General features: G+C 55.1%; 24 protein-coding genes. 9 read left to right on the top strand and 15 right to left on the bottom strand.

Translation table 11 applies throughout. From position 1 onward, the window contains the following. Positions 1-160 precede the first annotated feature (160 nt). On the top strand, positions 161-1,045 hold the full coding sequence (gene argB, locus HGO37_RS10780; RefSeq protein ID WP_192486680.1) for an acetylglutamate kinase: 885 nt from the start codon (positions 161-163) through the stop codon (positions 1,043-1,045). A gap of 69 nt (positions 1,046-1,114) precedes the next feature. Here argB and HGO37_RS10775 read toward each other — a convergent pair whose 3' ends face one another. Beyond that, the gene (locus tag HGO37_RS10775; protein ID WP_250983687.1) at positions 1,115-2,017 is read right to left on the bottom strand and encodes an EamA family transporter; all 903 of its coding nucleotides are present in this window, start codon (positions 2,015-2,017) and stop codon (positions 1,115-1,117) included. A gap of 208 nt (positions 2,018-2,225) precedes the next feature. Here HGO37_RS10775 and HGO37_RS10770 point away from each other — a divergent pair, with 208 nt between their 5' ends. Together HGO37_RS10770 and HGO37_RS10765 are read left to right on the top strand one after the other, a co-directional pair. Beyond that, positions 2,226-2,951 carry a pyrimidine 5'-nucleotidase gene (locus HGO37_RS10770; protein WP_192486679.1) on the top strand — a complete coding sequence of 242 codons (726 nt, stop codon included), beginning with the start codon at positions 2,226-2,228 and terminating at the stop codon, positions 2,949-2,951. Positions 2,952-3,074: 123 nt separating this feature from the next. Beyond that, complete coding sequence (locus HGO37_RS10765; RefSeq protein ID WP_250983331.1) at positions 3,075-3,671, top strand: EF-hand domain-containing protein; 597 nt, start codon at positions 3,075-3,077, stop codon at positions 3,669-3,671. A gap of 96 nt (positions 3,672-3,767) precedes the next feature. Here the strand turns inward: HGO37_RS10765 and HGO37_RS10760 are convergent, their stop codons facing one another. Both HGO37_RS10760 and HGO37_RS10755 read right to left on the bottom strand, forming a co-directional pair. Further along, complete coding sequence (locus HGO37_RS10760) at positions 3,768-4,025, bottom strand: BQ00720 family protein (protein ID WP_192486677.1); 258 nt, start codon at positions 4,023-4,025, stop codon at positions 3,768-3,770. A 130-nt stretch (positions 4,026-4,155) separates the two neighbouring features. Then, positions 4,156-4,581, bottom strand: a complete 426-nt coding sequence (locus HGO37_RS10755) for an Hsp20 family protein (RefSeq protein WP_250983330.1) — start codon at positions 4,579-4,581, stop codon at positions 4,156-4,158. Between the two features lie 191 nt (positions 4,582-4,772). Here HGO37_RS10755 and HGO37_RS10750 point away from each other — a divergent pair, with 191 nt between their 5' ends. After that, entirely contained in the window at positions 4,773-5,714 is a 942-nt protein-coding gene (locus HGO37_RS10750; RefSeq protein ID WP_250983329.1) for a nucleoside hydrolase, read from the top strand. Between the two features lie 99 nt (positions 5,715-5,813). Here HGO37_RS10750 and HGO37_RS10745 read toward each other — a convergent pair whose 3' ends face one another. Continuing rightward, positions 5,814-8,147: a methyl-accepting chemotaxis protein gene (locus HGO37_RS10745; protein ID WP_250983686.1), complete on the bottom strand. Its 2,334-nt coding sequence runs from the start codon at positions 8,145-8,147 to the stop codon at positions 5,814-5,816. A gap of 252 nt (positions 8,148-8,399) precedes the next feature. Beyond that, the gene (locus HGO37_RS10740; RefSeq protein WP_250983328.1) at positions 8,400-9,269 is read right to left on the bottom strand and encodes an LOG family protein; all 870 of its coding nucleotides are present in this window, start codon (positions 9,267-9,269) and stop codon (positions 8,400-8,402) included. A gap of 227 nt (positions 9,270-9,496) precedes the next feature. Between HGO37_RS10740 and dapD the strand changes: the two genes are divergently transcribed. Genes dapD through HGO37_RS10725 form a run of 3 tightly spaced genes read left to right on the top strand, consistent with a single transcriptional unit; the run spans position 9,497 to position 12,143 of the window. Continuing rightward, positions 9,497-10,351, top strand: a complete 855-nt coding sequence (gene dapD, locus HGO37_RS10735; protein ID WP_192486672.1) for a 2,3,4,5-tetrahydropyridine-2,6-dicarboxylate N-succinyltransferase — start codon at positions 9,497-9,499, stop codon at positions 10,349-10,351. 15 nt (positions 10,352-10,366) lie between these two features. Next, entirely contained in the window at positions 10,367-11,560 is a 1,194-nt protein-coding gene (gene dapE / locus HGO37_RS10730) for a succinyl-diaminopimelate desuccinylase (RefSeq protein ID WP_250983327.1), read from the top strand. Further along, positions 11,547-12,143, top strand: coding sequence for a hypothetical protein (locus HGO37_RS10725; RefSeq protein WP_250983326.1), 597 nt, complete (start codon positions 11,547-11,549; stop codon positions 12,141-12,143). The genes dapE and HGO37_RS10725 overlap by 14 nt, the downstream gene beginning before the upstream one ends. Before the next feature lie 29 nt (positions 12,144-12,172). Here the strand turns inward: HGO37_RS10725 and truA are convergent, their stop codons facing one another. The 4 genes from truA to HGO37_RS10705 all read right to left on the bottom strand — a co-directional run bounded on the left by truA (position 12,173) and on the right by HGO37_RS10705 (position 16,097). Then, positions 12,173-12,979 (bottom strand): tRNA pseudouridine(38-40) synthase TruA, encoded by an 807-nt coding sequence (gene truA, locus HGO37_RS10720; protein ID WP_250983325.1) that lies wholly within the window; start codon positions 12,977-12,979, stop codon positions 12,173-12,175. Then, positions 12,979-13,914 (bottom strand): methionyl-tRNA formyltransferase, encoded by a 936-nt coding sequence (gene fmt / locus HGO37_RS10715; RefSeq protein WP_250983324.1) that lies wholly within the window; start codon positions 13,912-13,914, stop codon positions 12,979-12,981. Before fmt ends, truA begins: the two co-directional genes overlap by 1 nt. 66 nt (positions 13,915-13,980) lie before the next feature. Further along, positions 13,981-14,493, bottom strand: a complete 513-nt coding sequence (gene def, locus HGO37_RS10710; RefSeq protein ID WP_250983323.1) for a peptide deformylase — start codon at positions 14,491-14,493, stop codon at positions 13,981-13,983. Positions 14,494-14,588: 95 nt separating this feature from the next. After that, positions 14,589-16,097, bottom strand: coding sequence for a globin-coupled sensor protein (locus tag HGO37_RS10705; protein ID WP_250983322.1), 1,509 nt, complete (start codon positions 16,095-16,097; stop codon positions 14,589-14,591). Between the two features lie 194 nt (positions 16,098-16,291). Here HGO37_RS10705 and HGO37_RS10700 point away from each other — a divergent pair, with 194 nt between their 5' ends. Together HGO37_RS10700 and HGO37_RS10695 are read left to right on the top strand one after the other, a co-directional pair. Next, entirely contained in the window at positions 16,292-17,482 is a 1,191-nt protein-coding gene (locus tag HGO37_RS10700) for a DNA recombination protein RmuC (RefSeq protein WP_250983321.1), read from the top strand. A 46-nt stretch (positions 17,483-17,528) separates the two neighbouring features. Continuing rightward, positions 17,529-18,428: a ribokinase gene (locus HGO37_RS10695; RefSeq protein WP_250983320.1), complete on the top strand. Its 900-nt coding sequence runs from the start codon at positions 17,529-17,531 to the stop codon at positions 18,426-18,428. Between the two features lie 86 nt (positions 18,429-18,514). On the opposite strand, the gene trmB is transcribed toward HGO37_RS10695, so the two are convergent. From trmB to ybeY, 6 genes are all read right to left on the bottom strand, one after another. After that, on the bottom strand, positions 18,515-19,219 hold the full coding sequence (gene trmB, locus HGO37_RS10690) for a tRNA (guanosine(46)-N7)-methyltransferase TrmB (protein WP_250983319.1): 705 nt from the start codon (positions 19,217-19,219) through the stop codon (positions 18,515-18,517). An 8-nt stretch (positions 19,220-19,227) separates the two neighbouring features. Then, complete coding sequence (gene metK, locus HGO37_RS10685) at positions 19,228-20,466, bottom strand: methionine adenosyltransferase (protein ID WP_250983318.1); 1,239 nt, start codon at positions 20,464-20,466, stop codon at positions 19,228-19,230. A 206-nt stretch (positions 20,467-20,672) separates the two neighbouring features. Continuing rightward, positions 20,673-21,089, bottom strand: coding sequence for a helix-turn-helix domain-containing protein (locus HGO37_RS10680; RefSeq protein ID WP_192486661.1), 417 nt, complete (start codon positions 21,087-21,089; stop codon positions 20,673-20,675). Positions 21,090-21,333: 244 nt separating this feature from the next. Then, entirely contained in the window at positions 21,334-22,923 is a 1,590-nt protein-coding gene (gene lnt, locus HGO37_RS10675; protein ID WP_250983317.1) for an apolipoprotein N-acyltransferase, read from the bottom strand. A gap of 339 nt (positions 22,924-23,262) precedes the next feature. Continuing rightward, positions 23,263-24,396, bottom strand: a complete 1,134-nt coding sequence (locus HGO37_RS10670; RefSeq protein WP_192486659.1) for a hemolysin family protein — start codon at positions 24,394-24,396, stop codon at positions 23,263-23,265. A gap of 15 nt (positions 24,397-24,411) precedes the next feature. Beyond that, positions 24,412-24,921: an rRNA maturation RNase YbeY gene (gene ybeY / locus HGO37_RS10665; RefSeq protein ID WP_250983316.1), complete on the bottom strand. Its 510-nt coding sequence runs from the start codon at positions 24,919-24,921 to the stop codon at positions 24,412-24,414. Between the last annotated feature and the right edge of the window lie 4 nt (positions 24,922-24,925).

The following is a 24,925-nucleotide window of genomic DNA, read 5'->3' as shown; positions in this document are numbered from 1 at the left end:
ACCAAGCTCTGCCTATTCCCCGCGCCTGTCAATCGCCGGAAAATCACACCCTCGCGGAATTTATGGTTTTAACGTCCGTCAGGCACATTAAGCGATTGAGATTATTCCCTCCGTCAAAAACTTGCGCTAAAAGGCCGCAACCAACGACGAGGGTTTTTCCATGGCAAGTTCTGAAAGCGAAATGCAAGCACGGCTTCTGGCGCAAGCCCTGCCCTTCATGCAGAAATACGAAAATAAAACCATCGTCGTGAAATATGGCGGCCATGCCATGGGCGATCCTGCACTGGGCAAGGCCTTCGCCGAAGACATCGCACTTCTCAAGCAGTCCGGTATCAACCCTATCGTCGTGCATGGCGGCGGTCCGCAGATCGGCGCGATGCTGGCCAAGATGGGCATTGAATCGAAGTTTGAAAATGGTCTGCGCGTTACCGACGCCAAGACCGTCGAAATCGTTGAAATGGTTCTGGCCGGTTCAATTAACAAGGAAATCGTTGCCCTGATCAACCAGACCGGCGAATGGGCCATCGGTCTGTGCGGCAAGGACGGCAACATGGTGTTTGCTGAAAAAGCCAAAAAGACGGTTATCGACCCGGACAGCAACATCGAGCGCGTTCTCGATCTCGGCTTCGTCGGTGAAGTTGTTGAAGTCGACCGCACGCTTCTCGACCTGCTAGCCAAGTCTGAGATGATTCCGGTTATCGCACCTGTTGCACCGGGCCGCGATGGCGCGACCTACAACATCAACGCCGATACCTTTGCCGGTGCTATCGCTGGTGCGCTGCACGCCACACGCCTGCTTTTCCTCACCGACGTTGAAGGCGTTCTGGACAAGAACAAGGAACTCATCAAGGAACTGACCGTGTCGCAGGCCCGCGCGCTGATCAAGGACGGCACGATTTCCGGTGGCATGATCCCCAAGGTCGAAACCTGCATTGATGCGATCAAGGCTGGCGTTCAGGGCGTTGTCATTCTCAATGGCAAGACCGCCCACTCGGTTCTGCTGGAAATCTTCACCGAAGGTGCCGGCACGCTGATCGTTCCCTGATCATCGGATTTAATCGCCGTTTTACATGCCCGGCCGGAAAGTTTTTTGCACTTTCCGGCCGGGCTTTTTTTACCAGAACAATAGACCCAAGATGCCGCTGACGATCAGCAGGCACCCTGCAAGCTCCATGGCATTGATCCGTTCGCGAAACAGGAACCATGACGCCATGAAGGTGAATATCAGTTCGATCTGGCCAAGCGCCCTTACATAGGCCACCTGCTGCAAGGTCATCGCCGTAAACCAGCAAGCCGAGCCCACAACACCAGCTATTCCCACCAGTGCAGACGAGCGCCATGTGACAAGGACCTGCACGATTTCCCGTTTGTCTTTCCATGCCATCCAGATCAGCATGAAGGCCGTCTGAAAGGTGGTGACGCAGGCAAGCGTAACCGCGGCAGACATGATCGGCCCCGCCCCTTCAAGAGACAGCGACGCGCTGCGATAGGCAACCGCTGAAATACCAAAAACACCGCCAGACGCGATGCCGATCAGGGCTGTCCGGCTGGTCAGAGCCGTCAATGTATTGCGCCAGGAAAGCGGCATGCGCGCCATGGAAATTGTCATTACGCCGATAACACCGACAAAGATTGCCGCGATGGTACCCGTCGTCAGCTTTTCACCCAACAGTATAAAACCGAACAGGGCTGCCTGCACCGGCTCGGTCTTCGAGTAGGCGGTACCGACCGCGAAATTCCTCAGCGAGAACAGATGCACCAGCAGCATCGTGGCGAAGATTTGCGCCAGTCCACCGATCACTGCCCAAGCAAAAAAGGCCGCATGAAAGCTGGGGAATGTCTGCACGGCTGCGAAATACAGAAATAGCACATAGGCTATGGCAATCGGAAAGCCGTAGCCGAACCGCACAAAGCTCGCACCGCGTGTTCCGAGCGAGCCCTGCAAATGCTTCTGCAATGCCGAGCGCAGGTTCTGCATGAAGGCAGCAGCGATAGTGATGGGTATCCAGAGTTCCATGATGTTTGACGACAGCATCGGCTCGAAAATCGGGCAGGATTTCCGGAAAGCTCGGTGCGAAGCTTCCATAGGTTAGAGCATCCTTTGAGCGTCCTGAAGGACGTATGGTGCATTATCATGCGGCACTTGCAGGCCCCAAGCCCGGAAAGCGGTGCAAGCCGTCACCTTTTCGATTTTCTTTGCCGTTGCGAGGGTGCATAAGAAAGCTATGACAGCAAAGCCACACAATCTCCCTCAGAACTCTGATTTCGACCACGTACGCGACTGGGTGTTTGACCTCGATAACACTCTGTACCCGCACCACATCAATCTGTTCGAGCAGATTGATCGCAACATGACCGCCTACGTGTCAGAGCTGTTGCAATTGGAGGCCGACGAGGCCAGGGCTTTGCAAAAACGGTATTATCACGAGCACGGCACCACCCTGCAGGGGTTGATGATCCATTATGGCATTGATCCCAATGACTTCCTCGAGAAGGCACATGCCATCGACTATTCGCCGCTTCTGCCACATCCGGAGCTGGGTGAGGCAATCAAGGCGCTTCCGGGCCGCAAGTTCATTCTGACCAATGGCAGCGTAAAACACGCCCAAGCCGCCGCAGGGGCACTGGGTATTCTCGATCAGTTCGAAGATATTTTCGATATTGTTGCCGCAGGCTACCTACCAAAACCTGCCAGCGCGACCTATGAAAAGTTTGCAGCCCTGACCAAGCTCGAAACAAATAAGGCCGCAATGTTTGAGGACTTGCCACGCAATCTGTCAGCGCCAAAGGCGCTCGGCATGAAGACCGTGTTGCTGGTGCCGCGCAATCTGGAAGGCATCGTCATGGAGCGGTGGGAAATTCCCGGCGAAACCGATGCCCACATCGATTACATCACCGATGATCTTACATCGTTCCTGACCCATCTGACAGGAATGAAAAATCCGGTTTAAAAAAGGCAGATAAGCCTGCTTTAACATTACAAAATCGTCACCCACATTACGGATGTTTAAGTGGTGTGGAGCGTAATGCGCCATTACTTTTTCCTCAGGGACACCAAAGGAAAGGTACTAGCGATGACTACAAAAAAGATCACCCTCACCGCTCTTGGTGCAGCACTTGTTCTTGGCAGCACAACAGTGGCCAGTTTTGCCGCACCAAGGGATCGGCACCCGCCGATGCCGCGTGAGGCGCTGTTCATTCATTTGCTCAAAGTAGCCGACACCGACAAGGATGGTAAAATTTCCAAGGCGGAATTCGACGCGAGACAGGAAGCCCTGTTTATCGAAGTCGACAAGGACAAGGATGGCTCGATCACGCCAAAGGAAATGCGCGAATACCGCAAGGCGAAGTTCGAGGAATTCCGTGCCAATAACCCGCGCCCGGAACGCGCAAATGCCGATGCTCCCAAAGATAAAAAGCATGAAGAGCACGCCAAGAACGATGACCGCCGTCACGGCGAAGGTCGTCATGGCGCTAAAGGCTGGGGTGAAGGTGGTCACGGCGGCAAGGGTGCCGGTTTCATGCTGATCCGTATGGCGGACAAGGACGAAAACGGTCAGCTCAGCAAGACCGAGGTTACTGAAGCCAGCGCAAAACTGTTTGAACGGCTGGATCGCAACAAGGATGGTGTCATCAGCATTGACGACATGCCAGATCGTCCATTCCCCTGAACGGACATGATCTAAAAAATAATGCCCGCCCGGTTTCTTGCCTGGCGGGCCTTACGGTCCACTAAGCTGCACACGCAGCTCCGTGTGACAAATCGATCAGTGAAGACTTACGGTCTTGAGGTGGTCTTCGGCAGCCTTGAAGAAGGTGCTGGAACGATTGTCAGTCAGCAGGATCGGTGTACCATCGGCACCGAACAATGCCCAAAGGTCAAGCTGCGGGTCGACATCAGGCGCTTCAGGAAAACAACGGCTGATTTCTTCAGCGCGCATGCGTCTGATGTAACCAACCTCACCTGCCCCAATATGAGCAAGCTGTGACTGCGTAAGGCGCGAATGCGCATCCTTCAAAAGCATTTTATGCCTCCACATTTGCGAACGCTGTCACCAGCGCCCTTCGGAACCTTACGTTCTCATGAACGTCCCTACGGTTCCGCCAAGACCTGTCGCACTCAGTGCCCTTATTCAGCAGACGGTGCGTTGCGTCCTACTGTGAAACGGAAATGTTAATTTTCTTCACCATATGGGAAATTTCCGGACGGACGAGATCAATGGAAAGCAGGCCATTGCGCAGACGCGCTTCACCCACTTTCATGCCCTCAGCCAGAACAAAAACGCGCTGGAATTGCCGGGCGGCAATACCGCGATGGAGAAAGTCGCGTTTTTCCTGTTCTTGCTGGCGCCCACGGATTATGAGTTGATTTTCGACTGTTGTGACATCAAGCTCTTCTTCGGAAAAGCCGGCAACAGCGATAGTTATGCGCAAGACATCATGTTTTCCGTCTTCGCCATGCAATCTCTCTATATTGTAGGGGGGATAGCCGTCATTGCCCTTGATCATGCGTTCAAGGGTCTTTTCGATAGCATCGAAACCCAGCACCACCGGGCTACCAAAAGGCGTCATACGGCTCATCTTCTGTCCTTGTTTTACCCAAGCGACGTTTTGCGAACCCGTCAATCGGCACTCGCAGACTTCAATATGGGAAGAGAAAGCCTGCCCTGCAAGGCCGTGTGGTGGACACATCCGCGGCTTCTGTCCAGCCAACTTGACAATCCACTTCGGAACGGTCGAAAAGAACCACCTCACTCAATTGCAGGCGCACCATGACCGAACGCAGAAAAATCATTATCGACACAGATCCCGGCCAAGACGATGCAGCTGCCATCATGCTGGCACTGGCGAGCCCGGAGCTTGAAGTTCTGGGCCTGACAGCCGTTGCCGGCAACGTGCCATTGCGTCTGACCAGCCGTAATGTCCGCATTATCTGCGAATTGTGCAATCGTACCGACGTTCCGGTTTACGAAGGCGCAGAGCGCCCGCTGGTGCGTGAACCGATTACCGCCGAACACGTCCACGGCAGTACGGGCCTCGATGGCGCTGACTTCGATGAACCGACCATGGCGGTGCAGGACCAGCATGCCGTTGATTTCATCATCGAGACGCTGCTGCGCGAACCGGCTGGCACAGTCACATTGTGCACACTGGGCGCCCTGACCAACATTGCCACGGCCCTCAACAAGGCACCTGAGATCGCTCCGCGCGTCAAGGAACTGGTGATGATGGGCGGCGGCTATTTTGAAGGCGGCAACATCACGCCAGCTGCAGAATTCAACATCTATGTCGACCCACAGGCGGCCGACATCGTGTTCCGTTCCGGTATTCCGATCGTCATGATGCCACTTGATGTGACACACAAGTTGCTGACAACAAAGGAACGCGTCGCGAAAATTCGTGACATCGGCACACGCCCGGCGCTGGCCATGGTTGGCATGCTGGAATTTTTCGAACGTTTCGATGTCGAGAAATATGGCTCGGACGGCGGCCCACTGCACGATCCTTCGGTTATCGCCTATCTAATCAAGCCGGAACTGTTCACCGGTCGTGATTGCAATGTCGAGATCGAAGTCAGCTCGGAACTGACCATTGGCGCAACAGTCGTTGATTGGTGGCACGTGACTGATCGCAAGCGCAATGCCCGTGTGATGGGTGGCGTTGATGCAGACGGTTTCTTTGCGCTTCTGACCGAGCGCTTCGCCCGCCTCTAATGCGGTGCTGAAATCACCAATACACCCATGAAAAAGCCACCGGATTGCGCCGGTGGCTTTTTTGTTTGGCAAACCTTGGCTTGTCTGGTCAGGCTTGGCTCAGAACTCAGTCCAATCTGCTTCCGCCAGCGCATTGGCACCCGACACGCGCGGCGCGGGACGCGCTGGCGCTCTTTTCACCTGATGTGACGGTGCAGGCGCGGCAGCAGAGCGCATGGTGCTGGCGACAGAGTGCAATGGATGGCCGGCAGTACCGGACACCGCAAACCTCGCCACCAGCGTTTTCAGCGTGTCGGCTTCGCCATTCAACGTCACGCTGGCAGCGGTCGTTTCTTCGACCATCGCAGCGTTCTGCTGGGTCACCTGATCCATCTGGTTGACCGCAGAGTTGATCTCCTTCAGACCGACGGCCTGCTCGCTGGCAGAAGCCGAAATCTGTCGGATCAATCCGTTAATCTCCATAACCTGCACGGCAATACGGTCCATTGTTTCGCCAGCACGACCGACGAGATCAACACCCTCATGCACCTGCGTGGACGAGGTGTTGATGAGTGCCTTGATTTCCTTGGCCGCGGTTGCGGAACGCTGCGCCAATTCACGCACTTCCTGCGCAACAACCGCAAAACCCTTGCCGGCATCACCGGCACGCGCCGCTTCAACACCGGCATTCAGCGCCAGCAGATTGGTCTGGAACGCAATCTCATCGATAACGCCGATAATCCGGGAAATTTCCTGCGAGGACTGGGCAATGCCGTTCATGGAATTGACGGCCTGCTTGACGACGTCACCGGACTTTCCAGCATCATCACAGGCGTGATTGACGGTCTCAGCCGCACGTTGGGCATTTTCGGCACTGGAGTTGACCTGAGCAGTCAGCTCGTTCAGTGCTGCGGCCGTTTCTTCAAGGCTTGCCGCCTGCTGTTCCGTACGGTGTGACAGGTCGCTGGCAGCACGGGTGATTTCACCGGTACCGTTGCCGATGCTGAACACGGTTGCGTTGACAGTCATCATCGTGTCTTCAAGGCTGGTCAGAGCGGAATTGAAATCGGTCTTGAGCTTTGCGTATTCGCCTGGGAAGTCATCCGTAATACGGAAGGCGAGATTGCCCATTGAAAGTTCATTCAAACCCCAGCCAAGCGCTGAAACGATATGCATCTGGATGCGGCCGTTTTCATTGCGCTCGGCTTCAGAGCGATTGCGCTCAACCTCGGCGGCGCTGCGCTGATGATCTGCATCCTGCTGGATGCGCAAGGAATCTGCCAGTTTGACACGGAAACCTTCCAACGCTTTAGCCACCTCACCGGTCTCATCCAGTCTTTGCTGGCCGGACACCGTGTGGTCGTAGTGGCCATTTTCCAGCGTCTTTACATCCTTTACCAGGGCTGCAAGCGGATTGCGCACGAAGAAGCGCACGGCGAAATAAAGCGTCGTGATAACCGCCGCCAGAATAACCAGCGCGCCGATCACCATCAGGAAGGTCTGCTCATTGACCGGCGCATTGAGTGCGCTATGCGGAATATCGACAAGCACGACCCACGTGGCATTGAGGCCCGGAACGGCAAATGGATAGACCAGCCGGTTGAACGGCGTGTCGGTATCCATGCCAAGATTTTCGATCAGCCCGCCAGTGCTATTGGAAATCGCAGCCTTGACGGTATCTGCGCCATTATCGGCATAGGCCTTCATATTGAGATCAGCAGAGGGCGGCACCAACCATTGTCCGCCCTGCGATACCAGAGTCACGCGACCAGTTCCGAATGGATGGATGGCCTGCAGCTTGGTCGAGAGCGATGCCAGCGAGATATCGACGCCCGCCACACCAATCATCTTGCCGCCGGACAAAACCGGATAGGCAAGTGAGGTCATGGTTGTCGGAACCTGGGTTCCTTCTGCCAGATACGGCTGGGTAATGGCACCTTTGCCGGTTTTTGCCGCCAACGAATACCATTCGGCGGCGTAGTCATTGTTGAAGGTCGAGAACTGAATTTCGCTGGTCTGGGTTTTCGACCAGTAAGGCGCAAATGCACCATTGGCGTTCATGCCAAGTTCGGTCTTGCCCGCCAGTTCCGTTGTCTGGCCATCAAACAGGCCGATCTGCTCGCAGAACCAGCTGCCGAAAGCAAATGCATTCTGTTCAACATTGGCTTTGAGGATGTTGACGATACCGGGGCGGTCCATCGACTTGCCCTCATGGGCACGTCCGATAACCCCGGCCATGGAACGCGCCGCACTTGCCATTTCCCCGACATCTGCGGAGATGGTGTTGGCGATCGCGCGCGCTTCCGTGTTGGCCTGCTCCATCGTCAGCGCGTGCACACGTTCGCTGGTCTGAAGGATAAGAAATGAATTGGATGCAACGAGAACCGTTGCAATGGCACCGCCTGTCGCAAGAATCAGCTTGGTCGAAAGCGACCTGATCTTGATATTGAACATCATTGCCTCAAATAAAACGCGCGAGTTTTGGCAAACCGGCACAATGGGTAACGAATAGGGGGATGTCTCCATCATGGAGGGTCTGTTCAGTGCAGACGGGTCGCATTAATCTCGACAATTGCAATTTATTCGATGTTTCCTAAAATTATTATAAATAGAGTCCGAAGCTCAAAAAAATAAACGGTCCACATCCCTAGATGGAGACCGTTTATCCTTGGGTTGTACTTTCACTCATCAAGTAATTGGCAAAAGTTAAACTGTATCCGGCTCATAAAACGACGCTACGATATCCCATGCCTGTTCTGCCGTTTCGGCAAAATGCAGCAATTCCATATCTTCCGGAGCAATGGTGCCGAAATCGGCCAGACCCTGGAAGTTGATGATCGAGTGCCAGAACTTCTCGCCAAACAGCACAACCGGAATACGGGCCATGCGCTTGGTCTGGATCAAAGTCACGCATTCAAACAGTTCATCCAGCGTGCCGAAACCGCCGGGGAAAATAACCACGGCCTTGGCGCGCATCAGAAAGTGCATCTTGCGGATGGCGAAATAGTGGAAGTTGAAGCTCAAATCCGGTGTGACATATTCATTGGGTGCCTGCTCATGCGGCAACAGAATGTTCAGACCAATCGATGGTGCGCCAACTTCCGAAGCGCCACGATTGCCGGCTTCCATGACGCCCGGACCGCCGCCTGTGACCACGACATATTCACGGTGATCGTATTTTGCGGCCTCTTCGGCGCACAGGCGAGCAAATTTACGGGCTTCGTCGTAGTAGACAGACGCCGCTTCAAGATTGGTCTTCTGGACATCATTCTTGGCAGCCCAGGCGGGCATGCCAGGGGCCGGAATTCGGGCACCGCCAAACATCACAACGGTGGATTTGATGCCGCGCTCGGTCAGCACCATTTCTGTCTTGAGAAGCTCAAGCTGCAGGCGGACCGGACGCAATTCTTCACTGCACAGGAAATCCGTGTCGACAAAGGCAAGGCGGTAGGACGGTGACGCCGATTGTGCGGTTTTCGGAATGACTTCCGCCTGATCGCGATCCGTCGAACTGCTTTTCAAAGGATCCCAAACACCGTCCTTCCGATGCAGCTTGCCGTTCTTTATTTTTGCCATTGCATTGCCTTTCCTTCACTCACGCCAACAGCGTTGACGCCATTCTCAAATCAGCGATCACCCTGCATGTCACCACACATGGTAAAGTCCATTCCGTTTTTTTGAAGCCATCTGCCCGACAGATCAAAAATTCATTCCGATTCCCGGACCAATGCTGTAGAGCATTTCCGAACATTGCCCGGGCTCTCCCGTCTGCAACGATAGTCAACGAAGTTTAAGGAATTCTCATGAGCAGCACCGATCTCGCTTCGCTTGAGCGCATCATTGAAACCGCATTCGACAATCGCGACACCGTTACGATTTCGACACGCGGTGAAATTCGTGATGCGGTCGAAACCTCCCTCAATCTTCTGGATGGTGGCAAAGCGCGTGTTGCTGAAAAGCAGGCTGACGGTTCTTGGAAAGTTAACCAGTGGCTGAAGAAGGCCGTGCTTTTGTCTTTCCGCCTCAATGACATGGGCATCATCAAGGGTGGTCCGGGTGCGTCCGTCTGGTGGGACAAGGTACCATCGAAGTTCGAAAACTGGGGCGAAAGCCAGTTTCGTGAAGCCGGTTTCCGCGCTGTTCCCAACGCTGTCGTGCGCCACTCTGCCTATGTGGCCAAGAATGTCGTGCTGATGCCATCCTTCGTCAACCTCGGCGCTTATGTCGATGAAGGCACCATGGTCGACACATGGGCAACCGTCGGCTCCTGCGCGCAGATCGGCAAGAATGTTCACCTGTCCGGCGGCGTTGGTATCGGTGGTGTTCTCGAGCCGCTGCAGGCCGGCCCGACCATCATCGAGGACAATTGCTTTATCGGCGCACGTTCCGAAGTGGTTGAAGGCTGTATCGTACGTGAAGGCGCCGTGCTTGGCATGGGCGTTTACATCGGCAAGTCCACTCGCATCGTTGACCGCGCCACCGGCGAAATCACCTATGGTGAAATTCCGCCATACTCGGTCGTGGTCTCCGGCACGATGCCGGGCAAGCCATTCCCGAACGGTGAGCCGGGCCCAAGCCTGTACTGCGCTGTGATCGTGAAGCGCGTCGATGAAAAGACCCGTTCCAAGACCGGCATCAATGAACTGCTGCGTGACTGAGTGAAAGTGCAAGACATGTCCGTGACCGATCCCGTTTCCAATCTCGCCGCCCTTATCCGTTGCCCGTCCGTGACACCGGCAGAAGGCGGCGCGCTATCATTGCTCGACAACTTGCTGACACCACTTGGTTTCAAAGTGGAGCGCATGACAGCGACGGAGGCGGGAACGCCGGACGTGGAAAACCTTTACGCCCGCATTGGCACCGATGGCCCGCACCTGATGTTTGCGGGTCATACCGACGTTGTGCCGGTTGGCGATGAAGCTGCGTGGAGCCACCCGCCTTTTTCCGCCGAAATTGCCGGTGGTGAAATGTATGGACGCGGTGCGGTGGACATGAAGGGCGGCATTGCCTGCTTTGCGGCGGCGATTGCCCGTTACATCGAAAAGAACGGCGCTCCGAAGGGTTCCGTCTCTTTCCTGATCACCGGTGACGAGGAAGGTCCGTCCATCAACGGCACCTCCAAACTTCTGGAATGGGCGGCGGCCAAGGGTGAAACCTGGGATGCCTGCCTGGTGGGTGAACCAACCAATCCTGACAGGCTCGGCGACATGATCAAGATCGGTCGTCGCGGATCGCTGTCCGGCCGTGTCACCGTACATGGTGTTCAGGGTCACGCTGCCTACCCGCATCTGGCCGACAATCCGCTTCGCGGTCTTTTGCAGTTGACGCATGCCCTGATGGACCCACCATTCGACCACGGCACGGAAAATTTCCAGCCGTCCAATCTGGAAGTCACCACAATCGACACCGGCAACCCGGCGACCAACGTCATTCCGGCCAAGGCGACCGCGTCGTTCAACATTCGTTTCAACGATACGTGGACCGCCGACAGCGTGAAGGCTGAAATCGTACGTCGTCTGGATGCCGCAGCGGCCGATGGCGCGCTGCGCCCGGACAGAACACCCGCCAAATACGATATCGTCTGGGCGGATCGTCCAAGCCACGTCTTCCTGACCCGTAACAACGCACTGATATCGTCGCTTTCCGGTGCAGTTGCCGGAGTGACTGGCAACGAGCCAAAACTTTCCACGACCGGTGGCACGTCGGATGCCCGTTTCATCAAGGATTATTGCCCTGTGGTGGAATTCGGTCTGGTCGGTCAGACCATGCATATGGTCGACGAGCGGGTGGCTGTTGCCGATCTGGAAACGCTGACCCATATCTACGAAACCTTTATCGAACGCTGGTTTGCCAATGCCGCCGATTAGCGAAGTGCGCTCTTACATGCATGGCCTCTGGCTGATGTTCTGTGGCGACCCGAAAGGTCAGAGTTATCTCGACCTTACGGATCGCGGCATGATGCGTTCGTTCTTTTCGGCGATCTGGAGCCTGCCCGCACTTTTGCTGTCCTGGTTCTGGTGGCAGCGGGCCTTCAAGGTCGAGCAGGTTCTGGAGAGCATGTCCGGCCCTTCCTATTACCTCAGACTGGCACTGGTTGAAGCTATCTGCTGGGTGGTGCCACTGGTTTTGATAGGCGGCTTGATGTTGATGTCCGATGTGCGCGGCAAGTTTCCCGCCGTGGTCACCGTCGTCAACTGGCTGAACCTGCCCTTTGCCTATGCTTCTGCCGCACTGGTGCTGATTGCCGTGGCTGTGCCGGGCATGCAGGGCTTTGTAGCGCTGTTGTGGTTTGCGCTGCTGTTGACGCTCGTCTGGACGTTTTCGCGCATCCTTAGCCTCATCCTCGGTAAACAGCCGCTATTGGTCTCGACAGCTGTCATGACCCTGCTTATTCCCGGCATGTTGCTATCGGAAGTGCTGCAGCGCTTTCTGGGTGTCTACCCCGGATAACCGTGTCGCGCGATGCGCCACAAGGCGGATTATGATAGATCGTCGGCGTCACTGGTTATTTCCGCACGCTCTTTTCGTGGTAGAATAACATCAGGATAATCCACCTGCATGAAATACAGCCCTTCGGGCGGCGCCACGGGCCCACAGGCTTTTCTGTCTCGCGCCTCAAGGGCTGCGCGTACATCCTGCGGGGTCATGGTGCCTTCACCTGCCAGCTTTAGGGTCCCGGCGAAAGACCGTATCTGGTTGTGCAGAAAGCTCTGCGCCGAGGCGCGAATTTCGATGATGTTACCGTTCCGCGTCACATCCAGCCGGTCAAGTGTGCGCACCGGGCTGTTGGCCTGACAGTGTGCAGACCGGAATGTCGTAAAGTCATGTCGACCGACCAGTGTCTGGGCCGCCGCATGCATGGCGTCATGGTCGAGATCCTTCGACACCCACCAGGCGCGTTTATGCTCCAGCGCAAGCCGCGATTTGCGCGATATGATGCGGTACAGATAATGCCGACGAACCGCAGAAAAACGCGCGTCAAAATCTTCGGTTACCGACATGACATCCAATATGGCGACCATGTCGCCAGCCATGGCAATATGGGCGTTCAAGGCATTTCTGAGCTTATAGGGCTCCCACTCCCGCGACAGATCCGCATGAATGACCTGTCCCATGGCATGGACGCCAGAATCGGTACGGCCAGAGCCACGGATCGACACGGTTTCGCCCGTTAAAGACGAAATAGCGTCTTCAATGGCAGACTGAACGGAACGATCGTTTTGCTGCCTTTGCCAACCGACAAAGGCGGTGCCGTCATATTCAACGGTCATACGGTAACGTGGCATCAGATCAGCCTCGTGCCTTCAGGCAACGCCGTTCCGCGCAGGAAATCGGCTGCGGCAAGCGGTTTGCCTCCGGCCTTCTGCAGACGCTGAAGACGGATTGCCCCCTCTGCACAGGCAACCAGCAACTGATTGTCCAGCACGGTGCCGGCAACACCATTGCCGTTTTCAAGTGTTGTTTCAAGAACCTTTACGCGTTCCAGCTTGCCGGAAATTTCGGTTTCAAACCAGGCACCTGGGAAGGGCGCCAAGCCGCGGATGTGGTTATGCACATCACGGGCCGGCCGTGCAAAAACGATACGCGCCTCAGCCTTGTCGATCTTGGATGCGTAGAGAACGCCATCCTGTGCCTGCTCTTGTAGCGGCAAGTCGTCGGCCTCCAGCTTGTTCATAGCCTGCGCCATCGCGCGTGCACCGGCAAACATCAACGCGTCATGCAGCTGTCCGGCCGTCATGTTTTCGCCGATCGGCACCTTGACGGTCAAGGCAACAGGGCCGGTATCCAGCCCCTTGTCCATTTTCATGACCATCATGCCTGTTTCCTTGTCACCAGCCATGATGGCACGCTGAATAGGTGCAGCGCCACGCCAGCGCGGAAGAAGTGAGGCATGGCCATTGTAGCAACCAAGCCGGGTTCCGGTCAGAATGGCTTCCGGCAACAACAGTCCATAGGCAACCACCACAGCAACATCCGCATCGAACGAGCGGAATTGTTGCCGGTCTTCCTCGGCCTTAAAATTGACGGGAGTGAACACCGGAATGCCGAGCAATTCAGCGGCCTGATGCACAGGGGATTTTTGAAGGTCCAGACCACGCCGCCCACCGGGACGCGGTGGCTGGCTGTAAACGGCCACCACCTGATGGCCAGCCTCCACGAGAGCCCGCAAGGTTGCCACCGAAAATTCCGGTGTTCCCATAAAGATGATGCGAAGAGACACGGACGCCTCCCTGAGTTTTGCGGCCCGGAGAAAACCTTGCCGGTTTAATGACCGGCACAGGCAGGATCAGGCTTTCGCCTTGGCGATCTTGGTGAATTTCTTGATGACCATATCGCGCTTCAGGCGCGAAATGTGGTCGATGAACAACACGCCGTTCAAATGGTCGATTTCATGCTGCAGGCAGGTTGCGAGCAGACCATCGGCTTCAAGGGTCTGCTGCTTACCAGTGCGGTCGACGTAATTGACCGTCAATCCGGCAGGGCGCTCCACTTCCGCATAATAATCGGGAATGGAAAGGCAGCCTTCTTCATAGGTCGACAGTTCATCCGTGGTTTTGACGATTTCCGGATTGATGAAAACAATCGGCGCTTTTTCTTCATCCTCACGGGACACGTCGATCACCAGCATACGGCGAGCGACGCCGATCTGGATGGCAGCAAGGCCAATACCGGGCGCATCATACATGGTTTCCAGCATGTCATCGGCAAGCTGGATGATTTGTGAATCAACCTGTTCGACTGGTGTTGAAACCTGTCTCAGCAAGGGATCTGGAAGAATGATAAGTGGTTTGATGGTCATGGCTTCCCATAACCCATCTGATTGCCAGAGGAAATGAAAAAACACATCATCGTCTCACCACGATAAATCATGCACTAAGCAGTCAGCCGATAAGCTCAGCCCGCCCGGCGCGCGGTTTCCCAACCCGCATTGGACTGGCGATGTGTGTCTCTCGTTTTGAACTTGTTGAGTGCACCGACAAGCTGCTCGACCTGGTGACGAAGCGTGACGGTTTCGGCCGAGGTCTGCTCAACCATTGCAGCATTTTGCTGGGTGATGGTGTCCATGGCGCCGATGGCGGAGTTCACTTCGCGTAAGCCGCCTGACTGATCCTCCGCAGCCGTTGCAATTTGGGATACGATGCGATCAATGTCGCCAATCCTGTCGGTGATCATGCGCAGGGCATCACCGGCATTGTTGACCAGGCCGACGCCTGACTGCACCTGACTGGTGCTCTGGGAGATCAGGGCTTTGATTTCTCTCGCGGCGTTGGCACAGCGTTGCGCCAGTTCACGCACCTCCTGCGCCACCACAGCAAATCCGCGCCCCGCCTCACCGGCCCGAGCGGCTTCAACCCCGGCATTCAGCGCAAGCAGGTTTGTCTGGAACGCAATCTCGTCGATCACACCGATGATTTTAGAGATTTCGCTGGATGAATGGGCGATATCTCCCATCGCCTTGACGGCGCTGGTGACCACCTCGCCGGAGGTTTGTGCATCACTCAGAGCTGCGCCGACGGCTGAGGCAGCCTGCTGTGCACCATTTGCCGTGACTGCCACGCTTTGGGTCAGTTCGTGCAGTGCAGCGGTGCTTTCTTCTAGGCCCGCCGCCTGTTGCTCGGTACGCTGCGAAAGATTTTCCGTCGCATTGGCAATACTGGTGGCGACATTCAGAATTTCTTCTGCCGTGTGGCGCACCGCCGCGATGGTGTCATTCAAGGTTTCAACCGAGACATTATAGTCATTGCCGATCTTTTCGAAATTATCAGGCAATTTTTCTGTCAGACGCGTCTCCAGATCGCCCTTGGAAAGAGCAGACAAAAGATTGGTGAGTGACGCAAGCGCCTGTTGCTGTTCGCGCAGATTGCGCTGGCGCTCTTCTTCGAGTTGCTTGCGCTGTGCGTCAAGAATTTCGAGGTAGATGGAAATGGAATAGTCCATATCCAGCACCGAAGCCTTGACGATTGCCGAAACGTCTTCCGCCAGTCCCTTGGACTTGCGTTTGCCAAATCGGGATGGCCAACGCTCTCTGACAACCGCATGGATCAGTTGTTCCATCAGCAGAGCGTAACCACCCATGTACCAGCGGGGTTCGAGACCGATACGGGCATGCGCCTGGCCAACCGCCTGCACGCCTTCAACGTATTTTTCATCGTAGGCTGCGGCACCGACAACACCCCAATGCTCGACCTGACGTTTTTTCGCACCCTGAATGTGATTTTCGTTGCGGAAAAATGCAGCCGTCTCGGGCGTCGACCGCACCTTGGTGTAGAACGTATCCAGCGCAGATCCGACATTACCCGCAATCACTGGATCAAGATCTTTCAGCCTCTTGCGCGCCTCAGTGTCCAAACCAATAAAATCGAGCCGCTTGGCGAGCACCTGTTTGCTGTCGTTGTTTGTCATGCACGGTCCCCTTAACCCCGATAAGGCCACGATCCCGGCTAAACCCGTCCGGAAACATGGTTAACCCTTGGTTACACCAATATTCCTTTCGAATTTGCTAAATTTAGAACTTTTTTATATCAGACATAAGCAGACAGTGGCGCGTGTTCTCGTTTTGATCTTCCGAATCAAACTGAATCCGGGTAGGTTCGGCCATGAGCATCGATTTTCCCGCACTCGGCATTACGATCTTGACCATTGGCGGCATGCAGGTTTCGGCAGGCGCAATCATCATTTGTTTGCTGCTGCTTTCCATTGCGTTGCCGTTGTTCGTATCAATGCGGTTTTCAAGGCGCAACGACGATGCCCGCGGCGAAGTGAGTACGCTGTTGCGCACTCAGGCGGAGTTGCATGGGCGTATCTCGGCACTGACGGAAACACTTTCCAACAAGCAGTCTGAAATGAGCCAACACCTTAATCAGCGGCTCGACGGCATGTCGCAACGACTTGGTGCCACGCTGACCGAACAGACAAAATCGACACACGACAATCTCAGCAAGCTTCAAGAACGGCTTGCAGTGATCGATGCCGCGCAAAGCAATATCCAGACCCTGGCGCGCGACGTTGTTGGCCTCCAAGCCATTCTATCCAACAAGCAGACGCGTGGCGCTTTTGGACAGGCGCGCATGGAAACGATCATTGCCGACGCCATGCCTTCCAATGCCTATGCGTTGCAGCCGACACTGTCGAATGGTTCTCGCCCCGACTGTACGGTGCGAATGCCGAACAATGCACCACCGCTGGTCATCGATGCCAAGTTTCCGCTGGAAGCCTGGAATTCCATGCGCGAGGAAACTTCGCCTGAAGTGCGCAAGCTTGCGGCCCAGCAATTCCGGCGTGACATGGAAGTGCATATCCGCGATATCGCGGAAAAATACCTGCTGGCAGGTGAAACACAGGATACGGCGTTTCTGTTCGTGCCATCGGAATCGATTTTTGCCGATATTCACCAGCATTTCGAAGCCATTGTGCAAAAAGCACACCGCATGCGGGTTGTTATCGTTTCACCATCGCTGCTGATGCTGTCGGTACAGGTTATCCAGTCCGTGCTGAAAGACCAGCGCATGCGCGAGCAGGCACATCTCATTCAAGGCGAGGTCGCGCTTTTGATGGATGATCTGAACCGGCTGGACGATCGTACCCGCAAACTGCAAGGGCATTTTCTGGCTGCACAGAAGGATGTGGACCAGATCATGACCTCCGCAGACAAGCTGACGAAGCGCGGCAACAAGATCGAGGCTCTCGATTTTGGCGGCGATACACCGGAGCAGCCTCAAGCGCCTTCTCCACAATCATTGGAGAGCCGAATAGGCAGCCTCAAGTTCCGGGTGGTTGACGACGAGTGACCCTGTCGGGCAAAGTCGGCGCCATTGAACATCAATTGGACATATCATGATTACTGTATTCGGCTCCATCAACATGGACCTCGTTGCCACTGCACAACGCCTGCCCAAACCGGGTGAAACCGTAACCGGGCAAACCTTTGCAACGGCAGCAGGCGGCAAGGGTGCCAATCAGGCGCTGGCAGCCAGACGGGCCGGAGCAAATGTCCGCATGGCCGGCGCTGCAGGCGATGACACCTTTGCAGGCTCTGCACTGGAGCTTCTCAGTGACGCCGGCGTTGACCTTACCACCGTCAAGACATCGCCGGGCGCGACCGGCACAGCTGTCATTCTGGTGGGCGAAGGCGGAGAGAACATGATTGCCGTCATTCCTGCGGCAAACGGTACGATCACGCCTGACGATGCGAGCAACGCGCTCGACGGCATGACGTCCGGCGATATCCTGATGCTGCAATTTGAAATTCCCGTCGAGGCCATTGAAGCTGCCTTGGCTGGCGCCAAACAAAAGGGCGTCACCAGCATCATCAATACGGCACCATTGACGCAGGACGCTGCTCGCATTTCTGCATTGGCCGACATCATCATCGCCAATGAAACCGAGTTTGAACTGCTAATTGGCAAGCAGGGCATTTCTGGCGAAGAGCGCCAACAGGCCATGCAGGATATGCATGCTCGTACCGGCCAAACCATCATCATAACGCTGGGTGCTGATGGCGTTATCGCCATGCGGGATGGCCAGTTGCACAAGGCTGCCGGTCTGAAGATCGAGCCGGTTGATACGGTGGGGGCCGGCGATACATTCTGCGGTTATCTGGCAGCCAGCCTCGACAAAGGTCTGGATTTTGCGACGGCGCTGACGCGTGCAGCCGCAGCCGGATCGCTGGCTTGCACCAAACATGGAGCCCAGCCGTCTATCCCGCTGGCCAGCGAGGTCGATCAGCAGGTCTGAGGGCAAATTGCTCGCCCATAGGGTTAAAATGAAAAGGCCGGGTCAAAACCCAGCTTTTTCATTGAATTCATTTTGAACGAGATACCTCAGACGCGAATAAACGTCAGATAGGCGGATGTTCGGCCCTCTCGTTTAGCCTTTGCCTCATACCGGGTTCCCGGCCATCCGGCGTAAGGTGTCTTCCAGTCCTCAGCAGACTTTGCGGTCCATTCAAAGCCGCCATGGTCGCGACAGTGGGTCAGCGTCCAGTTCACATAGGTGTCGATATCGGATGCGAAACAGAAAGTTCCGCCCGGCTTCAACACACGATGGAAGCGGCTGAGATTAACCGCAGAGACAAAGCGACGTTTCCAGTGCTTTTTCTTCGGCCATGGATCGGCATACAGCAGATCAATCTGATCGATCGAGGCCTCTGGCAACCAGTCGAGAAGCTGCGTGGCATCGTCATCATAAAGGCGGATATTTTCAATGCCGCGGTCGCCAACCTGCCGGAGCAGTTTTGCCATCGAGTTTACGAATGGTTCAACGCCGATGAAGCCGGTCGTTGGCTCTTCCTGCGCGCGGTGAACCAGATGCTCACCGCCACCAAAGCCGATTTCCAACCGCAGCTGGTCGACTGCGTTTGGGTACAGCGAAACAAGCGATGCGGGCGGCGCAGCATTGAGGTCTATTTTCAGCTCCGGCAACAATGTTGCGATATCATCGCTTTGCCGGTCACGCAGGGGTTTACCCTTGCGTCTGCCGAAAAATGCCTCAGTTGCGCGTGCGCGCCGCTCGCTATCGTCTGTCATACCTTGCTTTAAGCCTTCAATGCTTCCTTGAGCGGCTTGACCAAATCAAGCTTCTCCCAGGAGAACGAACCGTCACGTCCGGACTTGCGTCCGAAATGTCCATAGGACGCGGTCTTAGCATAAATAGGCTTGTTCAGGTCAAGGTGGCGACGAATACCAGTTGGGGACAGGTCGATAACCTTGCGGATACCCGCCTCAACCTGATCTTCCGTGACCTTGCCGGTGCCATGCAGATCGACATAAACGGACAGAGGCTGGGCAATGCCAATTGCATAGGAAAGCTGGATCGTGCACTTGTCGGAGAGGCCAGCTGCAACAACGTTCTTCGCGATGTAGCGCGCCGCATAAGCAGCTGAGCGGTCAACCTTGGTGGTGTCCTTGCCGGAGAATGCGCCGCCGCCGTGAGGTGCTGCACCACCGTAGGTGTCCACGATGATTTTGCGGCCGGTCAGGCCTGCATCCCCATCCGGGCCACCGATGACAAATTTACCGGTCGGGTTGATGTACCACTGGCAATCGTCAGCGATCTTCAGCGTACCGAGCGCTTCGCGAATGTAAGGTTCGACAACGGAACGTACCTTCTTGGAGTCCCAGCTTTCATCGAGGTGCTGGGTAGACAGAACGATCGAAGCAACCTCGGCAGGTTTGCCGTCTACGTACCGGACTGTAACCTGGCTCTTGGCATCCGGGCCGAGTTTTGCAGCGTCGCCATCACCCTTTTTACGGGCTGTCGCCAGCAACTGCAGGATCAGATGCGAATAATAGATTGGAGCCGGCATCAGTTCCGGTGTTTCGCGGCAGGCGTAACCGAACATGATACCTTGGTCGCCAGCACCTTCATCGCCCTGCTTGTCGGCAGCATTGTCCACGCCCTGTGCGATGTCAGCGGACTGCGAGTGCAACAGCACGTCAATCTTGGCGGTCTTCCAGTGAAAGCCATCCTGCTCGTAACCAATGTCTTTGATAGCGCGGCGTGCAGCGGCCTTGAACTTGGCAGGATTGATAACGTCTTTACCGGCTTTATCCTTCTTCATCAGGCTTGGCGGCAGGCGAACTTCACCAGCGATAACCACCCGATTTGTCGTGGCCAGGGTTTCGCATGCGATACGAACGCCCCAAGGGTCGACTTTGCACTTTACAGCTTCACGATAAACGAGATCGACGATTTCATCCGAAATACGATCACACACCTTATCCGGATGACCTTCGGCCACGGACTCGCTGGTGAAAAGGTAGTTGGCACGCATACGGGATTCCCCTCAAAGAAATGGCCTCTGCGTGTGTTAGTCATTTCACGTCAAAAAAACAAGGACACAACGACATAAATATATCTTTATGTCAGCAATTCTGTCGAATTTTGCCGCGAAACTCTACCAAACTGTAAAAAGCAAAAAGCCACCGCGATCTTTCAATCACGGCGGCAATCATGAACCATTCACAGTTTGTCGGATGCTTACTCGGCCTCGCCCTCAGCGGAGAGCGCCTTGACCAGATCCACGATACGACGACGAACCTTCGGATCAGAAATCTTCACGAAAGCGCGGTTGAGCTGCAGACCTTCTGAGGAGGACAGAAAATCAACAACGTAGTTCGAGCTGGACGCTTCTGCGCCAGTCGCCGAACCTGGCTGATCGCCCGGCGCGTCTTCGAAGAAAAAGGAAACAGGTACATTGAGGATACCAGCAATGTTCTGAAGACGGCTGGCGCCAACGCGGTTGGTGCCTTTTTCGTACTTCTGAATCTGCTGAAAGGTGATACCGAGACTTTCACCCAACTTTTCCTGGCTCATACCAAGCATTGTTCGGCGCAATCTGATCCGGCTACCAACATGAATGTCGATGGGATTTGGCTTCTTTTTATTCTCGGTCATAGTCAATGTCCTGACATCGATACGTTGCGTAATTGCAAAATGGCCAGCCTAGCTGGTCACTGCGGGTACTTCGCATTGCCGCAGCATTTTCCGCATCTTAAACACGTCAAAAACATGTCATCCGAAGCATGGAACAAGCTGCCAGCGACATCTTCAACGAAACGGTAGACCCAAAGTTCCCCACCATATACCATCTGCGTTGTAGCTATATGCAATATCACTATGCCTTTTTAGGGAATTTTGGTCAATTCTCCTTAAAAACTAAACCAAAGCGCGAAACTATTGCTATTATAAGCAGTACTCCAAAGATCAACCAAAAGTGATCCTTGCGAACACCCAGACGTACAGATTGAAGATCAGCACTACTCAGGGTAGCGTCAAAAATTCCTTTTTGACCGCTCGCAAGCCCTGCGACAATTTGTCCCATTGGGTCAATTACAGCCGAAATACCGTTATTTGCAGCACGAATCATGCTGACGCCGTTTTCGACCGCCCGTAAACGGGCCTGCAAAAAGTGCTGCGACGGCCCTGGTGTCTGGCCAAACCAGCCGTCATTGGTGATGTTGAGAAGCAGGGAAGCGCCCGCCAATCCACTGGCCAGTTCATTCGGGAAAATGGCTTCGTAGCAGATCAACGGATAGAAGCTTTGGCCACTCGGCAACGTCAGCACACTACGATTTGCTGCTGCAGAGAAACCGCCAGGAAGATTGACGATATTCTCGATGCCAAATCGGGTGAGGATATTCTCAAACGGCACATATTCGCCGAATGGCACCAGATGCACCTTGTCGGCTGCTCCCAGAATCTGGCCCTGACTATCAATCATGTAGATCGAATTATAGAAGCGTGGAGGCATTCCCGGTGCAGCTTCTTCGAACCGCACCGCTCCAGTCAAAAGAATCTGGCCGTCTTCCAGTACATCGGCAATTCTGACCAGTGCATCCGGGTTCTGGGTCAGAATGAACGGTACGGAAGTTTCAGGCCAGATGATAATATCGGGCCGCTTTTTACCGGCTGCAGCTGGCGTTGCCGTCAGGCTAAGGTGTTCTTCGAAAATTGCCGCCCTGTCGGTGTTTTCAAGCTTGCGCGATTGGTCGATGGCAGGTTGGACGATACGAACTGTCAGGCCGTCCTCTGTTCGCGCAGGCGCGGTGTAAATGCGATATGCACCATACCCCAGATGCGCGGCGACAAGCAGGACGGCGATAGCAATTCCTTGCGCCGCTCCGCGTCGCGTACCCAACAACGCGGGTGTGGAAAATACGAAGACCGCCAACATGCTGACCCCAAAAAGGCCGATGGCATGCGAGGACTGCATCATGATCGGAATGGGCATGGCGCCGTAACCGATGGCGTTCCAGGGAAAACCGGTGGCAACAAAACTTCTCAACCACTCGGCAAGGCCGAAGGCGGCAGCCAGTGCGGCGATACGCCCAAAACCTTCTGACCAGAAGATATGGGCAAGGCCTGTCGCAAGACCATAAAACAGCGCCAGAACGGCTGGCAGGCCCAGGATCGCCAAAGGCAGAGCCCAGGCAAATTCATCCGCTTCCAGCAGAAGCGCGTTACCAAGCCACCACAGGCCAGCAACAAAATAACCAAAACCGAACAGCCAGCCGATCCGCACCGATGACCACCAGCGGCTGGTACCACCACCATTGGCAGAGCCGACGGAACCGTCCATCAGCCAAACAAGCAGGGTGAAGGAGATAAACAGGGCTGCAAAAAAGCCGACCGGCGGAAGTGCCAGAGCGCCGAAAGCACCGGCAGCGATAGCCAGAACAGCGCGCCAGAAGCCCCCCATGAGCATGACCCTACCTGCAAGCCGCTCCATGTGGTCTCCGTTCCGTTGACTAGAATTAGCAGGATGCCCCGACCGAAATCCTGCGAGCCTTCGATGTTGCATTTTATCCGTCACATCGGAATGGGTGTGATCGAATCAAATACGCTGTATCTTGTCAGATAAACCAATTGGCATCAGAGGCACAAATATATCCGGTAGACAGCAATATTGAATTTCAAAAATGGTCTGTTGTCCTGCGGACATAATATGGTTTCGGCGCAATATAAGGCAGCACTTCTTGCCGCCACACTGCAAAACCGACATCGTTTACTTGGGGTTACAGAACAGGCGGCGACACCATGCAATCATTTGCCACCGCCTGCTCAAAATTTATGGCGTTTCGGCCTGTCCGGAAGCCTGACGCGAAAGGGAGGATGCAGCGATCAGAGCAGCGATTGGCTTATCTCCGTCGTTGTCTTCTCCGCTTGCATCGTGCCGCGTGATGCGAACACGTTTTACGCGACGACTGTCGGCATCGAGAATTTCAAACTCGAAGCCAGCAACGGCATGAACGGTTTCACCGGCAACCGGAATACGACCGAGCAGGAAGAAGATAAGGCCGCCAAGCGTATCCACTTCTTCCAGATGTTCCGCCACGTCGAAGTCAGGACCGATTGCCTGTTGCAACTCAGAAAGTTCCGCACGGGCATCCGCCACAACAGCACCATCCGCAAGACGGGTGAACATGGCCTCTTCGTTGTCATGCTCGTCGTCGATATCACCGACAACCATTTCGACGATGTCTTCGTGGCTGACAAGACCGTCGGCGCCACCATATTCGTCGATGACAAGAGCAAGCTGCGTGCGCTGCTGTTGCATGCTTTGCAACAGATTGGCCGCCAGCATGGAGGACGGCACGAACAGGATTTTGCGGACAAGGCCTGCTTCCTGCACCGTCTTTGTGAGATCAACACGTGCGAGATCAAAATCAGCGCGTGGCGTCTTTGGCGCCTTCACACCCTCAGCCTGCGCTGGCCGCGTACCGACCCGACGTTTGTTGCGCGCCTGCTTGCCGATATAGGCGAGCAAATCGCGAATGTGGATCATGCCACGGGCATCATCGAGGGTTTCAAGGTAGACCGGCATACGCGAACGCCCAGTTTCCTCAAAAAGGATCATGGCTTCGCCGATTGTCATGGTCTGGTCGATGGCATCAATATCCGTTCGCGGGATCATGATGTCTTCGACGCGCACTTCGCGAAAACGTAAGATATTGTTGAGCATTGCCCGTTCTTCGGGCGCAAAGGCTGTGGCGACATCCGCATCGGTCATCAGCGCATCAGCCAGGTCCTCACGCAGGCGTTCACCTTGCAGCGGCCTCAAAAGGCGTGAGAGACGGGACCAGAGTGTCCCTTTGGTTTTCTGTATCGAGTCCTGTCGTAACGGACTACTGCCCTCTTCCGATGAGGACTGCTCTCCCGTTTCCTTGCCCTGCTCAGAGGGTCTTGTCGAATGTTCGTTCATGGCTCCAGACTATAATTATGACAGCGGATCCTGTCCCGCATAGGGATCAGATAGTCCAAGCGAAGCCAAAATGCGAGTCTCAAGCAACTCCATTTCTTCCGCTTCCTCGGTTTCCATATGATCATACCCGAACAGATGCAGAAATCCATGCACCATAAGATGTGTCAGATGATCATCAAAAGTCTTTTCCAAATCAACAGCTTCGCGCTCTACCGTTTCGCGCGCAATGACGATATCGCCAAGCATTGGACCCGGCATACCGCCCGGTTCAAGCGGAAAAGCTGGGAAGGAAAGGACATTGGTTGCCTTGTCCTTATCCCGCCATTCGGCGTTGATTTCGCGGATTTCGGCGTCGTTGGTAAAGACGAGAGAAATCTCTGGAGCCATTTTCGGGAAGGGCTGTTTCTCTTCCTTTGCAAGAAACTGGGCGGCAGCGCCCAGCACCTTTTCACAAAGCGCGAGTAAAACGTCTTCTGAGGGCCAGGCATCGTCTTCGACTCTGATCTGGATATCCATTGCTGTCATTTCA

The organism is Rhizobium sp. CG4, assembly GCF_023701965.1.
GTDB lineage: Bacteria > Pseudomonadota > Alphaproteobacteria > Rhizobiales > Rhizobiaceae > Agrobacterium.
Note: the sequence above shows the minus strand (reverse complement) of the source record. Positions and strands in the feature narration are given on the sequence as shown.

What these genes read in the sequence shown, in the direction of transcription:
- argB (WP_192486680.1), top strand. Translation starts at nt 161, where the DNA reads ATGGCAAGTTCTGAAAGCGAAATGCAAGCACGGCTTCTGGCGCAAGCC.
- HGO37_RS10775 (WP_250983687.1), bottom strand. Translation starts at nt 2,017, where the DNA reads ATGGAACTCTGGATACCCATCACTATCGCTGCTGCCTTCATGCAGAAC.
- HGO37_RS10770 (WP_192486679.1), top strand. Translation starts at nt 2,226, where the DNA reads ATGACAGCAAAGCCACACAATCTCCCTCAGAACTCTGATTTCGACCAC.
- HGO37_RS10765 (WP_250983331.1), top strand. Translation starts at nt 3,075, where the DNA reads ATGACTACAAAAAAGATCACCCTCACCGCTCTTGGTGCAGCACTTGTT.
- HGO37_RS10760 (WP_192486677.1), bottom strand. Translation starts at nt 4,025, where the DNA reads ATGCTTTTGAAGGATGCGCATTCGCGCCTTACGCAGTCACAGCTTGCT.
- HGO37_RS10755 (WP_250983330.1), bottom strand. Translation starts at nt 4,581, where the DNA reads ATGAGCCGTATGACGCCTTTTGGTAGCCCGGTGGTGCTGGGTTTCGAT.
- HGO37_RS10750 (WP_250983329.1), top strand. Translation starts at nt 4,773, where the DNA reads ATGACCGAACGCAGAAAAATCATTATCGACACAGATCCCGGCCAAGAC.
- HGO37_RS10745 (WP_250983686.1), bottom strand. Translation starts at nt 8,147, where the DNA reads ATGTTCAATATCAAGATCAGGTCGCTTTCGACCAAGCTGATTCTTGCG.
- HGO37_RS10740 (WP_250983328.1), bottom strand. Translation starts at nt 9,269, where the DNA reads ATGGCAAAAATAAAGAACGGCAAGCTGCATCGGAAGGACGGTGTTTGG.
- dapD (WP_192486672.1), top strand. Translation starts at nt 9,497, where the DNA reads ATGAGCAGCACCGATCTCGCTTCGCTTGAGCGCATCATTGAAACCGCA.
- dapE (WP_250983327.1), top strand. Translation starts at nt 10,367, where the DNA reads ATGTCCGTGACCGATCCCGTTTCCAATCTCGCCGCCCTTATCCGTTGC.
- HGO37_RS10725 (WP_250983326.1), top strand. Translation starts at nt 11,547, where the DNA reads ATGCCGCCGATTAGCGAAGTGCGCTCTTACATGCATGGCCTCTGGCTG.
- truA (WP_250983325.1), bottom strand. Translation starts at nt 12,979, where the DNA reads ATGCCACGTTACCGTATGACCGTTGAATATGACGGCACCGCCTTTGTC.
- def (WP_250983323.1), bottom strand. Translation starts at nt 14,493, where the DNA reads ATGACCATCAAACCACTTATCATTCTTCCAGATCCCTTGCTGAGACAG.
- HGO37_RS10705 (WP_250983322.1), bottom strand. Translation starts at nt 16,097, where the DNA reads ATGACAAACAACGACAGCAAACAGGTGCTCGCCAAGCGGCTCGATTTT.
- HGO37_RS10700 (WP_250983321.1), top strand. Translation starts at nt 16,292, where the DNA reads ATGAGCATCGATTTTCCCGCACTCGGCATTACGATCTTGACCATTGGC.
- HGO37_RS10695 (WP_250983320.1), top strand. Translation starts at nt 17,529, where the DNA reads ATGATTACTGTATTCGGCTCCATCAACATGGACCTCGTTGCCACTGCA.
- trmB (WP_250983319.1), bottom strand. Translation starts at nt 19,219, where the DNA reads ATGACAGACGATAGCGAGCGGCGCGCACGCGCAACTGAGGCATTTTTC.
- metK (WP_250983318.1), bottom strand. Translation starts at nt 20,466, where the DNA reads ATGCGTGCCAACTACCTTTTCACCAGCGAGTCCGTGGCCGAAGGTCAT.
- HGO37_RS10680 (WP_192486661.1), bottom strand. Translation starts at nt 21,089, where the DNA reads ATGACCGAGAATAAAAAGAAGCCAAATCCCATCGACATTCATGTTGGT.
- lnt (WP_250983317.1), bottom strand. Translation starts at nt 22,923, where the DNA reads ATGGAGCGGCTTGCAGGTAGGGTCATGCTCATGGGGGGCTTCTGGCGC.
- HGO37_RS10670 (WP_192486659.1), bottom strand. Translation starts at nt 24,396, where the DNA reads ATGAACGAACATTCGACAAGACCCTCTGAGCAGGGCAAGGAAACGGGA.
- ybeY (WP_250983316.1), bottom strand. Translation starts at nt 24,921, where the DNA reads ATGACAGCAATGGATATCCAGATCAGAGTCGAAGACGATGCCTGGCCC.